Origin of the sequence: Pseudomonas putida (assembly GCF_028682455.1) — a bacterium.
In the GTDB taxonomy this organism is placed as follows: Bacteria; Pseudomonadota; Gammaproteobacteria; order Pseudomonadales; family Pseudomonadaceae; genus Aquipseudomonas; species Aquipseudomonas putida_AA.
Genome location: NZ_JANHLD010000003.1, coordinates 146,979 through 160,994 on the forward strand (window position 1 = coordinate 146,979; position 14,016 = coordinate 160,994).

Here is a 14,016-nt window from a genome sequence, read left to right on the forward strand (position 1 = left end):
TTTCACTAAGCCCTGTCACTTTTTCCAACTCACTCGGCAAGGAAGCTAGTTAGCACTTATCCGTCGAGGAGCCGCTGCATGACCCGTGCCTTTGAAACCTTCCTGCGCCCCAGCCTGCTGGCCATGGCTATTGCCCTGTCCGCCCCGCTGGTGAGCAGCCCGCTGATCGCTGCCGAGCAGTCCGCGATGCGCAGCTACGACCTGCCCGCAGGCCCCCTGTCGAGTACCCTGAACCAGATCGCCAGCCAGGCCGGCATCGCCCTGAGCCTCGACCCGAGCCTGGCGGCAGGCCGTACCTCGGCAGCGGTCAAGGGCCAGTACAACGGCGTCGGCGCCCTGCAGGCAGCCCTGCGCGGCACCGGCCTGCAACTGCAGCAGAGCAACGCGGGCACCTACAGCCTGATCGCCACTCCCGAAGGCACCCTGGCCTTGCCGGAAACCAGCATCAATGCCACCGGCGACTATGAAAGCGCCTGGGGGCCGGCCACCGGCTTCACCGCCACCCGCACCGCTGCAGGCACCAAGACCGATACGCCAATCGTTGAAGTTCCACGCTCGATGAGCGTCATCACTCGCGAGCAGCTCGATGACCGTCAGGTGCTCAACCTCAACGATGCTCTGCGCTACACCGCCGGTGTACAGAGCAGCGGCTACGCCTCCGACCCCCGTTCCGACTGGTTGCGTGTACGCGGCTTCGATCCGACCCAGTTCCTCGACGGCCTGCCCTTGCCCAAGGGCTCGTTCGCCAACCCGAAAGTCGAGCCCTGGAACCTTGAGCGCATTGCAGTACTGCGCGGCCCGGCCTCCTCGGTTTACGGTCAGACTCCGCCCGGCGGCATGCTCGATATGGTCAGCCGTCGCCCGCAGGCCGAAAGCGCCCATCAGGTCGAAGCGCAGGTGGGCAGCAACAACCACCGCCAGATCAACTTCGACAGCACCGGCAAGGTTGACGATGAGGGCCAGTTCCTCTACCGCGTCAGCGGTGTGGTACGCGACAGTGACTCGCCGACCGACCACGTTCCCGACAAGCGCTACAACATCGCGCCGAGCCTGACCTGGAACATGGATGAAGACACCAAGCTGACCTTCATCACCCAGTACACCCGCGACGATACTGGTATCTCCGGCCAGTTCCTGCCGCTGCAAGGCACCAAGCTGGACTCCCCTGCGGGCGACATCTCCCACCACAAGAACCTGGGCGATCCGGACTGGGAATTCTACGACCGCACCTACTATGCGCTCGGGTATGCCTTCGAGCACCGCCTGAACGATGTCTGGCAGTTCCGCCAGAACCTGCGCTACACCAAGAGTGACCTGTCGTTCCAGGGCATCAACGTAGCGACCATGAACAACAACACCATCCAGCCTGATGGCACCGTCCCGCGTGAAACCGGCATCGTCGACGAAGACATCAGCCAGTTCGCCGTGGATAACAACTTCCAGGCCGACTTCCAGACCGGTGACCTGAGCCACACCCTGCTGGTCGGCCTGGACCACCAGCGCTCGAACACCAACTACAAATGGGACTACGGCCTGAGCTTCAGCGTGCCGCCGGGCAATGTGATCCGCCCACCGTACGGCCAGGACTTCTCCAACGTGTCGTACTTCACCATGTACGACTATGGCCAGAAGACCTACCAGACCGGTTTCTACGTCCAGGACCAGATCGCCCTGGACAACTGGCGCCTGACCCTGGGCGGCCGTGAAGACTGGGTACACACCGGCACCACTTTCCACAACCAGAACGATGCGACCAACACCCAACGCGACAAGGCCTTCACCGGCAACGTCGGTCTGAGCTATGTCTTCGACAACGGTGTGACGCCGTACTTCTCCTACACCGAGTCGTTCCAGCCAACCACCGGCGCCGCCGCCAACACTACCGAGTCGCTCAAACCGACCGAGGGGCGTCAGTACGAGGTGGGCGTTAAGTACCAGCCGGTAGGCAGCAAAAACCTGTACACCGCTGCGGTGTATGACCTGCGCCAGGAAAACGTGGAGGTGACTGAAGGCAACATTACCCGCCAGGTTGGCGAACTGCAGGTTCGCGGCCTCGAACTGGAAGCCGTCACCCAGGTAACCGACAACCTCAAGCTGGTCGGCTCCTACAGCTACACCGATACCGAAATCCTCAAGGGTAATGCCGGAGAAAAAGGCAACCGCATGGCGCTGATCCCGCGCAACCAGGCTACCCTGTGGGCCGATTACACTTGGCACACCGGTGTGCTCGACGGCTTCGGCGTGGGTGGTGGCGTGCGCTATGTAGGCGACAACTACGGCAACACCACCAATACCGACCTGGGTTATGTCGGCTCCTACACCATCTATGACGCGTCGGTGCATTACGACCTGGGTCGTAAGGTCAACACCCTCAAGGGCATGACCGTAGCCGTGGAAGCCAAGAACCTGTTCAACAAGGACTACCTGGCCAACTGCGACGGTTACTGGTGCTACTACGGTGACGAGCGCAACGTGGTTGCCAGCGTGAACTACAAATTCTGATGAAAAGCTCGACCATACGCCGCTGGTCCTTCATCCACACCTGGACCAGCCTGATCTGCACCCTGTTCCTGCTGATGCTGGCAGTGACCGGTTTGCCGCTGATCTTTCATCACGAGATCGACCACCTGCTGGGCGATGCTCCGGAACTGAAAGTAATGCCCGCCGACACACCCAAGCTGGACCTCCAGCAACTGGTGCTCAAGGCCCAGGCCCATCGGCCCGGCGAGGTGATGCAGTATTTTGGCTGGGATGAGGACGACAGCAACGGGGTGGTGGCGATCATGGCTGCCACTGCCGGCACCGAACCCAACTCGTCACACACCTTCATGCTCGATGCCCGCACCGGCGATGCGCTGGAAATGCCTTCGGCCAACGGCGGCTTCATGATGATCATGCTGCGCCTGCACGTGGACATGTTCGCCGGCCTGCCCGGCAAGTTGTTGCTGGCATTCATGGGCTTGCTGTTCGTGGTGGCGATCGTCTCCGGCGTGGTGCTGTATTCACCGTTCATGCGCCGGCTCAAGTTCGCCACCGTGCGCCATGAGAAATCGCGGCGCCTGCGTTGGCTCGACCTGCACAACCTGATCGGTATCGTCACCCTGACCTGGGCGCTGGTGGTGGGTGTGACCGGGGTGATCAGCGCCCTCTCGGACCTGGTCATTGCCGCTTGGCGCAACGACAGCCTCAGCGCCATGGTCGCCCCTTACCGCGATGCCCCGCCCCTGACCGAACTGGCCCCTGTCAGCCGGGTATTGGACATCGCCGCCGAGGCTGCGCCAGGCATGGTGCCGGACTTCATTGCCTTCCCGGGCACGCGCTTTTCCAGCGAACACCACTATTCGGTGTTCATGAAAGGCGGCACCCACCTGACGGCGCACCTGCTGACACCGGTACTGATCGATGCGAAGACCCTGGCAGTGACCGCCGTGGGCGAGCGGCCCTGGTACATGGACGCCATGCTACTGTCGCAGCCGCTGCACTTCGGTGACTACGGCGGCCGGCCGATGCAGATTCTCTGGGCCCTGCTGGATGTGCTGACGATTATCGTCCTGGGCAGTGGCGTGTACCTGTGGGTGGTTCGGCGCCGGGCTGCAGTGCCGGCGGCACAGGCGCAGGTGACGCAATGAAGCGCAAGTCATCAAGCCTGCGTTCAGTGTTCGGGATGCCCGCACTGATCGCCCTGCTGGGTGCTGCAGGGCTGTTCGCGGCGTTGCTGGGGGATGGCTGGTGGGATGCACTGGCCTGGGTCGGGCTGGGATTGCCGGCCTGGTACAGCCTGCGCGGGTTCTGCCGGTAGCCAAACCGGTAGAAGCGGGCTTGCCCCGCTCCTACCGATCAGTTCACAGCTTGGGCAAGCACTCATCCAGGCGCTTGTACAACGCGCTGCCACTGGGCCAGTTGCGCAACAACCGGGCCCGATCACGGGCGTAAGCCGGGGCGAAGCTGAGCTGGGTGGTGTGCTGGCACATGGCATCCAGGTCGATCAGCGACCATTGGCCATCCTGCCAGAACAGGTTGTGGCCCTTCATGTCGCCATGGCTGATACGCTCGTGGATCAGCTGCGTCAACAGCGCCTGCAAAGCCGACAACTGCTCCTCGGGCACCTCGCCACTCTCGACGTAAGGCGTAAAACACTCGATCAGGTCCGGCCCGTCGGCATACTCGGTCACCAGATAAGCCCGGCTGCGCAAGCCCATGAAGCGCAGTTCCTGAACGGCCAGCGGCTTGGGCGTGGCGATGCCGAGAAACTCCAGGCGATGCCCTTCGATCCACGAATGCCAGGCCCGGCTCGGGCGCCAGAAGCGCTTGAACCAATGGGCAGTGTTCTTGATGTTGTAGCGCTTGAGTACCAACGGCCGCCCGTCCACGTCCACACGGGCGACGCTGGCCGCGCCACCGGTCTTGTACAGGTGGCCCTGGTCAATCAGCGTGTCGGCCTGCTCCAGTACCGGCAACAGCGCCTGCACCTCGTTGCGGCGAATCGAGCGCAAGCCGGAGGGGCCCCGCTCGACGCTGAACAACGTGCATTCACGCCCGGCCTTCTCCAGATAATCCTTCAGGCGCCAGCTGCGCACTTTGTCGATCTGCTTTTGCAGGGCTTCGAGCGGCAACGCATGCTCGGCGTTGGCCAGCAGGTAGTGCACCAGCAGCTCTTCAATGAACGGCTCCAGGCGCTTGGGCAACTGGGCGAACAGCACACCGAGGTTCTGCAACACCTGCGGGCGCGACAGCGGCGTGCCCTGGGTTTCAGCCTTGATACCGGCACCGTCGATCAGGTACAGCTGGCCGTCATGGCGCAGCAGGTTGTCCAGGTGCAGGTCTTCCTGCCACAGGCCCTTGGCGTGCATCAGCGCCACCGCCACCAGGGCTTCACCCAGCACCGCTTGCTGTTCATCGGCCAGCGGCGGCAAGGCTTCGACGTCGGCCCAGGCTTCGGCAAGGCTCTGGGCGCCTTCGAGGAATTCGAACAGCAGCCAACCACCCTCACCTTCGCGCAGGCCATCGGCGAGCAACAGTGGGGTGGTCAGGCCCTGGGCGGCCAGCAGGCGCGCGCCTTCGAGCTCGCGCTGAAAATGCCGTGCGGCACTGCTGCCGACCAGCAACTTGGCCAGTACCGGCTTGCCGCGCCAGACGCCAGCGCCCACATAGCGCTGCCCGGGCAATACCCGCAACAGGCTGAGCAGTTGCAATTCGGCACTGCCGGCGGCGTCGGCCAGGCTGATGTTCAGGGGCAGGTCCGGGGTACGCCCGGCATCCTTGAGTTCGGACAAACGCATCAGCGAGCCTCTTTCTCACGGCGGCGGCGCGTCAGGCGCTGCAGCCAGGTATCGACCAGCGTGCTGTCGGCGGGCTGGTCCAGGTAGGACGACAGCATCACGCGTACTTCAGCTTCGCTCCAGACCGGCGCCCGGCGCAACAGCGGTTCAAGGTCCTTGAGCCGGTCGCGCATGCCCAGCAGCAATGGTCGGGTTTTTTCCAGGTCGATCAATTGCGCCTGCCAGCCATCACTGCGGGCCCGCAGGAAAATATGCTTGGGGTAGAAACAGCCATGCACCTGGCTGGCCGCGTGCAGGGTGCGGGCCAATTGGCCACAGGCACGCAGGATGCCCTGGCGCTGGCCAACGTCCATCTCCGGCCATTGGGCCAGCAAGCCGTCCAGGTCGCTCCAGTCATCCAGGGCACGGGTCATCAGGATGGCGCGGCGTTCGCCGTCGATCTTGCGCTCGCCGTAGTACACCGCCTGCAAGGCGGGAATCCCCAGCTTCTGGTAGCGGCTGATATTGCGAAACTCGCGGGCAAAGGTCGGCTCGCCGAACGGGCTGTGCAGGGTGCGGGTCAGGTAGTCGCTCTGACGCTTGAGGTAGTAACCCTTGCCCTCCAGCTCCAGGCGGAACACGCTGCTCCAACCGCCACGGCCGGTGTTGGGCTCATCCACCGCATCCAGTTGCAGCGCCCAGAGCTGGTCGAAGCCGTTCAGGCCATGGCGCTCAAGCAGCGCCACGTCGGCACTGGCCAGAAAATCAGTCATTCGCGTCCCTCGAAAAACGTCACGACGTGCCGGATGCGGCGCTTGTCCGATTCATTGAGGCGCTCACGCCCGCGGTATTGCAGGTAGAAGCGCAGGCGCTGGGTAGCCGACAGGTGATACTTGGCCACCTTGTCCAGGCAGGCCAGGTCCTTGGTGATCCGGTAGCGCAACATGAACCCCCACCAGAAGTCGCCGGTGGGACAGTCGATGAAGAATAGCGTGGCCTGGTCGTCCACCAGCAGGTTGCGCCACTTCAGGTCGTTATGGGTGAAGTGGTGATCGTGCATCACCCGGGTATGCCGGGCCAACTGGCGGCTGATGTGATCGACCCAGCCACGCTGGGCCAGGCGCGGATCCCTGCGTTCGGCCAGGGCCGAGAGGTCTTCGGTGCGCGGCAACTCGCGGGTGATCATCGCCCCGCGACCAAAGGCCAGGCCCTTGCGCTCCAGGCCCCAGGCCACCACTTCAGCGGTAGGAATATCCCATTTGGCGAACTGCTTGAGGTTCTGCCATTCGGCCTTGATCCGCGGGCGCCCCAGGTAACGGCGCAGGCCCTTGCCGGCACCGATGTAACGCTTGACGTAGTAGTTGACCCCATCGCGCTCGACGCGAATCACTTCGCTCAGCGGGTCGTGGGTCAGGCGTTCGCCCTTGAGGGCAAAGACCGCCTCGATACTGCCAAAATCCGCCGCCAGCGCCTGGTAGCCAGGCTCCAGTGTCCAACCCGCCATCAGAGCGCGTCCCCGTATCGTTGTTTACGCTCGTAGAGCTTCTGCGCCTTGCCTTCGAGCCAGCTCAGCAGGGCCGCTTCCTCGGCCAGGATCTGGCGCAGCGGCTGCTGGAAGTAACCGCGCAGGAAGCGCAGTTTGTCGCGCCGGGTCAGGCCGATATCCAGCGCCGAGAAATACAGCGCCGCCAGGTCCTTGTTGCGCCAGCGCCGGGAGATGGTCGCACGGGTCTGGGCGCGGTGCAGGTCGATGACCGACAGCTTGAAGTCATCGGCCGTCACTTCACGGTCGGTGTGCAGCAGGAAATGGCAGATGTAGCAGTCGCGATGGTTGACCCCGGCGCGGTGCATCATGCCAGTCATGCGCGCCACCTCGGCAATCAGCGCGCGCTTGAGGCGCGGTGCCGGCGGCTGCTTGACCCAGTCGATGCTGAAGTCTTCCAGGCTGATGGTCGGTGCCAGCTCTTCGGTGACGATGAACGAATGCTGCGCCGCCGGGTTGCTGCCCCGTTCACCGTAAGCCACGGCAGTCATGGTCGGCACACCCACCTGGTGCAAGCGCTCGATGGCCTGCCATTCCTGGCCGGCACCGAGGACCGGCAGCTTGGCGGTGAACAGGTTCTTGAAGATCTCGCCCCAGCCGATGCCACGGTGGATCTTGACGAAATAGCCCCGCCCTTCGACTTCGGTGCGCAGGGTGCGACGCCCTTCCAGCTCGCGGTACACCTGCCCTTGCAGGCCCTCCACGGCATCGAAGGCATCGCGCCCGGCCCACAGGCGTTTGAACGGCTCGGCCAGTATCAGTTTCATGTACGCTCCGGGGCCAGGATCACATCGGCAGCATGCTCGGGCATGCTGTAGAGGTCGGCGGTGTCGGCAAACGCCAGGCCGTTGCGCGCCCAGGCGGCGCGGGCGGCGTCGTCTGCGAGCATGCGCTGCAGGTACTGGTTGAGCTGCTCTTGCTCGAACGGCTCATCGAGTACCAGGCCACTGTCGGCCTCGGCAATGTAATGGGCATAGCCACAAACGGCCGAGACCAGCACAGGCAAGCCTGCCACCAGCGCTTCGAGCAGCACGGTGCCGGTGTTTTCGTTGTAGGCAGGGTGAATCAGCAGGTCGGCGCCGAGCAGAAAGCGCGGGATGTCGCTGCGCCCCTTGAGGAATTGCACCTGGTCGCTCAGGCCCAGGGTCGCGCTTTGCAGCTGGAACACCTTGGGATCGTCCTGGCCGATCACCATCAGCCGGGTACGCTTGCGCAGCGCCGACGGCAGGGCGGCCAAGGCCTTGAGGCTGCGATCGACACCCTTGGTCTTGAAGCCGGAGCCGATCTGCACCATCAGCAACTGATCGTCCTTGAGGTCGAACTCGCGCCGAAACTCTGCACGGATTTCAGCGGCGTTGGCCGGTGCCCGACGGTCCTGGGAAATGCCCGGTGGCAGCAGGTGAAAACGCTCCAGCGGTGTGCCGTAGTGCTTGATGAACAGTGGCTGCTGGACCTCGGAAATCATCAGGACTTCGGTCTTGGCATCCTTGGCGAACACCGCCCGCTCGTACTCGGCGAAATGACGGTAGCGGCCCCAGCGCCGGTACAGAGGATTGCGCAGGGTCTGCGCCTTGTCTTCGAAGCAGCCGTCGGCGGCGTAGTAGACATCCAGCCCCGGCATCTTGTTGAAGCCGATCAGGCGGTCCACCGGACGCTTGGCAAGGTCGGCCTCCATCCAGGCGCTGAGCTTCTCGTTGCGACGGTGGTTGAACAACGCCTTGACCGGCGCCACCAGCACTTCGAAGCCCTCAGGCACATCGCCTTCCCAGATCAGCGTGTAGACGCGGATCTTGTGGCCACGGCGCTGGCACTCCAGGGCAATGCGCATGAAGTCACGCTGCAGGCCGCCGAAGGGGAAATATTTGTACAGCACAAAAGCCAGTTGCATCAACGAACATCCTCAGCCAGCAGCAACGCGCGCAATTGGCTCGCCACACGCTCGGGATTCAGGCGAGTGAAGCACAGTGGCCACTCGCGTTTGAGATCGAACCGGCGCTGATCATCAGCGCTCGGTTTATAAGTGCATTTTTTCTGCAGGCAGGGTGCGCAGGCAAAGTCGCTGGCCAGGTGCACCTGGGACTTGCCGTAGGCCCCGGTCAACCCCGGGTTGGTGGGGCCGAACAATGACAGGGTCGGCACATCCAGTGCCGCCGCCAGGTGACCCAGGCCGGTATCCACCGCCACGCAGGCCTTGGCAGCCGCCAGCACCCGGGCAACACCGGCCAGGTTCAATTTGGGGAGTACCTGGCAGTTGTTCAAGCCCTTGGCAATGCGCTCGGCGCGCGCCTGTTCGGCCGGGTTGCCCCAGGGCAGGCGTACCTCGAGACCTTGCTGGCCCAGGCGCTCGGCCAGCTGGCGCCAGTAAGCCTCGGGCCAGTGCTTGGTGGCCCAGGTGGTGCCGTGCAGAAACACGACAAAAGGGGCAGCAGGGGGCAGTTGCAGGCGATTCAGGTCCAGGCCGTAGTCACCCAGGCCGGCCGGCAGGTCGTAGCCCAGGGCCAGGCCGAACAGCTGGCGCACCCGCTCCACCGCATGTTGCCCGCGGGCCACCGACAAACGCCGGTCATAGAAGCGGCTGGACAACCCTTCGCGCGCCGAATAGCGGTCGAGCCCGGCCACCGGCGCCTTGACGTAGCGGGTCAGCCAAGCCGACTTCACCAGGCCCTGGGCGTCGATCACCAGGTCGTACTTGCTTTCCCGCAGGCGCTGCTTGAACTGGCGCCATTCGCCATTCTTGAAGGTCTGCCAGAGGTTCTTGCGCCAGCGACGGATCGCCACCGGGATGACCTTGTCCACCGCCGGGTGCCAGCTGGGAATCTCGGCAAAGCCTTCCTCGACCACCCAGTCGAAGCGTATGCCGGGAATCGCTCGGGCCGCATCGGTCAGCGCCGGTAGCGCATGAATCACATCCCCCAGGGACGAGGTCTTGATCAGCAGTACCCGCACTTAGTCGACCTCGGCCATGACATCAACAAGGGTCGGCCCGTCGAGACGCTGCAGGGCCGCCACCACCGCCTGCGGTTCGAGCTGGCGCAGGCAATTGTAGTGCCCGAAGCGGCAGGTACGGTCGAAGCAGGGGCTGCACTCAAGGCCCAGGCGCACGACCTCGACCTGATCGGCCAGCGGCGGGGTGAAACCCGGCGAGGTCGAACCATAGACCGCTACCAACGGCCGATTGAGCGCTGCAGCCACGTGCATCAGGCCCGAGTCGTTGGACACCACCGCATCGCTGCACGACAGCAGGTCGATGGCCTCGGCCAGCGAGGTCTCGCCGCTGAGGTTGCTGGCTTCTTCGCGCAGGCCGGGGATCAGCCGGTCGCGGATCGATTCGCCCACGGCGTGATCGTTCTTCGAACCGAACAGCCACACTTGCCAGCCTTCGCGGATCTTGACCTCGGCGACCTTGGCGTAATGTTCCGACGGCCAGCGCTTGGCCTCGCCGAACTCAGCCCCCGGACACAGCGCCAGCACCGGGCGGTCGAGGGTCAGGCCGAACTTGGCCAGGGCCGCGTCACGGCTGGCCGCTTCGATCTGCAGGTTCGGGCGTGGATAAGGTTTGGGCAGCTCGGTACCGGCCGGGTAGGCCAGGGCCATGAACCGCTCGATCATCAGCGGGTAGCGCGCCTTGTCGAGCTTGCGCACATCGTTGAGCAGGCCGAAGCGCAGCTCGCCACGCCAGCCGGTGCGCTTGGGAATGCCGGCAAAGAACGGCACCAGCGCCGACTTGAGCGAGTTGGGCAGCAGGATGGCCTGGTCGTACTGGCCGGCCAGGGACTTGCCGATACGCCGCCGGGTTGCCAGTTCCAGCGCACCGTGGCCGAGCGGAAAGCTCAAGGCCTGGCGCACTTCAGGCATGCGTTCGAGGATCGGCCGGCTCCACTCGGGGGCCAGCACGTCGATCACACACGCCGGGTGCTGCTGCTTCAGGCACTGGAACAGGGTCTGCGCCATTACCATGTCGCCCACCCAGCTGGGGCCAATGATCAAAATTCTCATGCTTTATCCAGAAACGATCAGGGAGGCTACAGACTGTCCGCGAACCGCCTGGCCTCCCCTCTTTATATTCAGGCTATATGTCGACCAGTGTACGCCACTCGGGCTGTAGTGTGGTCCTGGCAGGCTCCCTGCCGCCTGATTCGCCTGGTTCAACGACTCATGTCAGACCCAGCTCGCCCCAGATCCGCCGCACCTCGCGACGCTCCTGCACGAACAGCCCGGCATCGATCACCCCGGCCTGTTTCTGCAGCGCCTGGCGGTGCGCGGCGGAGCGAAACGCCTTGTACACCTCGCGCAGCAGCACCGCATCGCTGGCGGGCATCAACCCGGCCTGCTCAAGCTCTTCGAGGATGCGGATGTTGTCGGTCCAGCGCAGCAAGGCCGGATGGTCGTGAGACCAGGCCAAAGCGGCGTATTGCACCATAAATTCGATATCGACGATACCACCGGCATCCTGCTTGATATCGAAGGGCACACCGGCGTCATAGGCATTGGCACCCGTACCGGCCGTGCTGAGCCTGGTTCCCAGGTTGTCGCGCATCTTGGCGCGCATCTCACTGACTTCGGCGCGCAGCTTGGCCAGGTCCTGGAGTTGTCCAAGCACCCGCGCGCGCACCTCTTCAAAGGCTTTGCCCACTTGCGGGCAGCCCGCCAGCACCCGGGCACGCACCAGCGCCTGATGCTCCCAGGTCCAGGCCTCGTTCTGTTGATAGCGCTCGAAGGCACCCAGCGAGCTGACCAACAGGCCCGACGCCCCCGAGGGACGCAAGCGCATGTCCACGTCATAGAGCTGGCCGGAGTTGGTCTGGGTGGTCAGCAAATGGATGATGCGCTGGCCCAGGCGGGTGAAGAACTGGGCGCTATCGATCGGCTTGGCGCCGTCGGTTTCGGCTTGCGGGTCACCGTCATGGATGAACACCAGGTCCAGGTCCGAGCCGTGGCCGAGCTCGATACCGCCGACCTTGCCATAGCCCACAATAATGAAGCCCGGATCACACAGGCTGCCGTCACTGCGCTTTGGCTGGCCATGCCGGGACACGGTCTGGCGCCAGGCCAGGGCCAGCACCTGGTTGAGGATGGCTTCGGCCAGCCAGGTCAGGTAGTCGCTGACCTTCATCAGCGGCAGGTTGCCGGCGATTTCCGAGGCGGCGACCCGCAGGCTGTGGGCCAGCTTGAAGTGGCGCAGCGCTTCCATCTGTTGTTCGAGGTCGTCCTCGGGGATGCGCGTCAGCCGCTCACGCAGTTCGGCCGCCAGTTCCGGCGCCTGCGGCGGACTGAACAGGCGGCCTTCGTTGAGCAATTCATCGAGCAGCAGCGGGAAGCGGGTGATCTGCTCGGCGATCCACGGGCTTGCCGCGCACAGTGTCAGCAGGCGACGCAGTGCGCCGGGGTTTTCAGTGAGCAATACCAGGTACGCCGAACGCCGCGCCACGGCCTCGACCAGGGGCAGCACCCGCTCCAGCACCAGGTCCGGATCGGCATGCTCCACCGCCTGGGCCAGCAAGCGTGGAATAAAGGCATCCAGGCGCTCGCGGCCGAGCCGCTGCATGGCGCGCAACTGCGGGCTGGCACGCAGGCCGGCCAACTGCTTGAGCGCCTTGCCCGGATCGGCAAAACCGGCGTCCTCCAGCTGGCGGCACGCGGCTTCTTCATCCTGGGCTTCTTCCCAGAGCGGCAGCCACTCGCCGCCGACAATCACTTCGCCTTCTTCGCTTTCATCTTCATCCGGATCGGCGATCACCTGGCGGAAATGCCAGTCGATCCGCCCGCGCCAGTGCATCAACTGAGCATGGAAGCTGGCCCAATCGGCAAAGCCGAGCATGAAGGCGATGCGGGCACGGTCCAGCTCATCGTCCGGCAGCATCTGGGTCTGGCGGTCGGCGATGGCCTGGATGGCATGTTCGGTGTAACGCAAGAACTCGTAGCCTTCGCGCAGCTCGGCGATGACCTTTGCCGGCAGATAGCCCTGGCCCTCCAGGGTGGCGAGCACCTTGAGCAGGGGCCGCTGCTGCAGACTCAGGTCGCGACCACCATGAATCAGCTGGAATGCCTGGGCGATGAACTCGACCTCGCGAATGCCACCGGCACCGAGCTTGATGTTGTCGACCATGCCCTTGCGCCGTACTTCCTGCTGGATCAGCTGCTTCATGGTGCGCAGCGCGTCGATGGCCGAGAAGTCCAGGTAACGCCGGTAAACGAAGGGGCGCAGCATATCCAGCAACTGCGCACCGGCCACCTGGTCGCCTGCCACCACCCGCGCCTTGATCATGGCGTAGCGCTCCCAGTCGCGGCCCTGGTCCTGGTAGTACTGCTCCAGTGCATTGAAGCTGAGCACCAGGGCACCTGCCGAGCCGTACGGGCGCAGGCGCATGTCGACACGGAACACAAAGCCGTCGACGGTGATCGGGTCGAGGGCCTTGATCAGGCGCTGGCCCAGGCGGGTGAAGAACTCCTGGTTATCCAGCGAGCGCTTGACCCCTTCGGTTTCACCGCCCTCCGGGAAGGCGAAGATCAGGTCGATGTCCGAGGACAGGTTCAGCTCCACCGCGCCGAGCTTGCCCATGCCCAGCACTACCATATGTTGTGGCTGCCCGCTGCGGTGGCCAATGGGCGTGCCGAATTGCTGGCAGTGGCGTGGGTAGAGCCAGTTGTAGGCCTGGTCGATGGCGGCATCGGCAAGGTCCGACAGGTCGCGGCAGGTCTGCACCAGGTCGGCCTGGCGATTCAGATCGCGCCAGATGATCCGTACCTGCTGGCGGTTGCGCTGGCGACGCAGGTTACGCGCCAACTCGTCTTCGGTGCCGGCGGCCTGGGTCGCGGCTTCGATCTGCGCGCACAACTCGCCTGGCGCAAAGCTGCGGTCCAGTTCACCGCTGCGCTCGAGATCGATCAACAGGGCCGGATCACGCACGCACTGCTCGAGGACAAAATCGCTGGCGGCCGCGACCCGGGCAAACTGCGCCCAGCGCTCCGGCGTCCAATGTTCGATCGACAGCTCGGGGTGCTGGGCGATGGCGTTGCGCAGCGATTGTTCGTTGCGACTGACCAGCGGTACGAGGGTGGCTGGCAGGTCGACCAGCAAAGGCAGGCTCATGGTCTATCCTTGATCGGCGAGAAAGAGTGTAGGAGCGGGCTTGCACCGCCAAAGCATTTTGTCTGGCAAATTGCATTGCGGGGCAAGCCCGCTCCTGCCGACCACGGTTGGACTGTCATACAAAA

General features: G+C 64.2%; 11 protein-coding genes. 3 read left to right on the forward strand and 8 right to left on the reverse strand.

Features of this window, described 5'->3' with window-relative positions:
• Positions 1–78 precede the first annotated feature (78 nt).
• From NPS58_RS17845 to NPS58_RS17855, 3 genes are read left to right on the forward strand one after another with little or no spacing between them, the layout of a single operon-like run.
• Entirely contained in the window at positions 79–2,502 is a 2,424-nt protein-coding gene (locus tag NPS58_RS17845) for a TonB-dependent siderophore receptor (RefSeq protein ID WP_274116670.1), read from the forward strand.
• On the forward strand, positions 2,502–3,629 hold the full coding sequence (locus NPS58_RS17850; protein WP_274116671.1) for a PepSY-associated TM helix domain-containing protein: 1,128 nt from the start codon (positions 2,502–2,504) through the stop codon (positions 3,627–3,629). Before NPS58_RS17845 ends, NPS58_RS17850 begins: the two co-directional genes overlap by 1 nt.
• Entirely contained in the window at positions 3,626–3,799 is a 174-nt protein-coding gene (locus NPS58_RS17855; RefSeq protein WP_274116672.1) for a hypothetical protein, read from the forward strand. Before NPS58_RS17850 ends, NPS58_RS17855 begins: the two co-directional genes overlap by 4 nt.
• A 43-nt stretch (positions 3,800–3,842) precedes the next feature.
• Here the strand turns inward: NPS58_RS17855 and NPS58_RS17860 are convergent, their stop codons facing one another.
• The 8 genes from NPS58_RS17860 to glnE all read right to left on the reverse strand — a co-directional run bounded on the left by NPS58_RS17860 (position 3,843) and on the right by glnE (position 13,891).
• Complete coding sequence (locus tag NPS58_RS17860) at positions 3,843–5,279, reverse strand: lipopolysaccharide kinase InaA family protein (protein WP_274116673.1); 1,437 nt, start codon at positions 5,277–5,279, stop codon at positions 3,843–3,845.
• Positions 5,279–6,031: a lipopolysaccharide kinase InaA family protein gene (locus NPS58_RS17865; protein ID WP_274116674.1), complete on the reverse strand. Its 753-nt coding sequence runs from the start codon at positions 6,029–6,031 to the stop codon at positions 5,279–5,281. The genes NPS58_RS17860 and NPS58_RS17865 overlap by 1 nt, the downstream gene beginning before the upstream one ends.
• A complete protein-coding gene (locus NPS58_RS17870) occupies positions 6,028–6,762 on the reverse strand; it encodes a lipopolysaccharide kinase InaA family protein (protein WP_274116675.1) in 735 nt (244 codons plus the stop codon). The genes NPS58_RS17865 and NPS58_RS17870 overlap by 4 nt, the downstream gene beginning before the upstream one ends.
• Positions 6,762–7,568 carry a lipopolysaccharide core heptose(I) kinase RfaP gene (gene rfaP, locus NPS58_RS17875; protein WP_274116676.1) on the reverse strand — a complete coding sequence of 269 codons (807 nt, stop codon included), beginning with the start codon at positions 7,566–7,568 and terminating at the stop codon, positions 6,762–6,764. The genes NPS58_RS17870 and rfaP overlap by 1 nt, the downstream gene beginning before the upstream one ends.
• The gene (locus NPS58_RS17880) at positions 7,565–8,689 is read right to left on the reverse strand and encodes a glycosyltransferase family 4 protein (RefSeq protein WP_274116677.1); all 1,125 of its coding nucleotides are present in this window, start codon (positions 8,687–8,689) and stop codon (positions 7,565–7,567) included. Before NPS58_RS17880 ends, rfaP begins: the two co-directional genes overlap by 4 nt.
• The gene (waaC, locus tag NPS58_RS17885; RefSeq protein ID WP_274116678.1) at positions 8,689–9,747 is read right to left on the reverse strand and encodes a lipopolysaccharide heptosyltransferase I; all 1,059 of its coding nucleotides are present in this window, start codon (positions 9,745–9,747) and stop codon (positions 8,689–8,691) included. Before waaC ends, NPS58_RS17880 begins: the two co-directional genes overlap by 1 nt.
• Positions 9,748–10,797: a lipopolysaccharide heptosyltransferase II gene (gene waaF, locus NPS58_RS17890; RefSeq protein WP_274116679.1), complete on the reverse strand. Its 1,050-nt coding sequence runs from the start codon at positions 10,795–10,797 to the stop codon at positions 9,748–9,750.
• Between the two features lie 157 nt (positions 10,798–10,954).
• Positions 10,955–13,891 (reverse strand): bifunctional [glutamate--ammonia ligase]-adenylyl-L-tyrosine phosphorylase/[glutamate--ammonia-ligase] adenylyltransferase, encoded by a 2,937-nt coding sequence (gene glnE / locus NPS58_RS17895; RefSeq protein WP_274116680.1) that lies wholly within the window; start codon positions 13,889–13,891, stop codon positions 10,955–10,957.
• Positions 13,892–14,016: the final 125 nt, after the last annotated feature.

Coding starts and splice junctions, on each gene's coding strand:
- NPS58_RS17855 (WP_274116672.1), top strand. CDS start 3,626: ATGAAGCGCAAGTCATCAAGCCTGCGTTCAGTGTTCGGGATGCCCGCA.
- NPS58_RS17870 (WP_274116675.1), bottom strand. CDS start 6,762: ATGGCGGGTTGGACACTGGAGCCTGGCTACCAGGCGCTGGCGGCGGAT.
- NPS58_RS17850 (WP_274116671.1), top strand. CDS start 2,502: ATGAAAAGCTCGACCATACGCCGCTGGTCCTTCATCCACACCTGGACC.
- NPS58_RS17845 (WP_274116670.1), top strand. CDS start 79: ATGACCCGTGCCTTTGAAACCTTCCTGCGCCCCAGCCTGCTGGCCATG.
- rfaP (WP_274116676.1), bottom strand. CDS start 7,568: ATGAAACTGATACTGGCCGAGCCGTTCAAACGCCTGTGGGCCGGGCGC.
- glnE (WP_274116680.1), bottom strand. CDS start 13,891: ATGAGCCTGCCTTTGCTGGTCGACCTGCCAGCCACCCTCGTACCGCTG.
- waaF (WP_274116679.1), bottom strand. CDS start 10,797: ATGAGAATTTTGATCATTGGCCCCAGCTGGGTGGGCGACATGGTAATG.
- NPS58_RS17860 (WP_274116673.1), bottom strand. CDS start 5,279: ATGCGTTTGTCCGAACTCAAGGATGCCGGGCGTACCCCGGACCTGCCC.
- NPS58_RS17865 (WP_274116674.1), bottom strand. CDS start 6,031: ATGACTGATTTTCTGGCCAGTGCCGACGTGGCGCTGCTTGAGCGCCAT.
- NPS58_RS17880 (WP_274116677.1), bottom strand. CDS start 8,689: ATGCAACTGGCTTTTGTGCTGTACAAATATTTCCCCTTCGGCGGCCTG.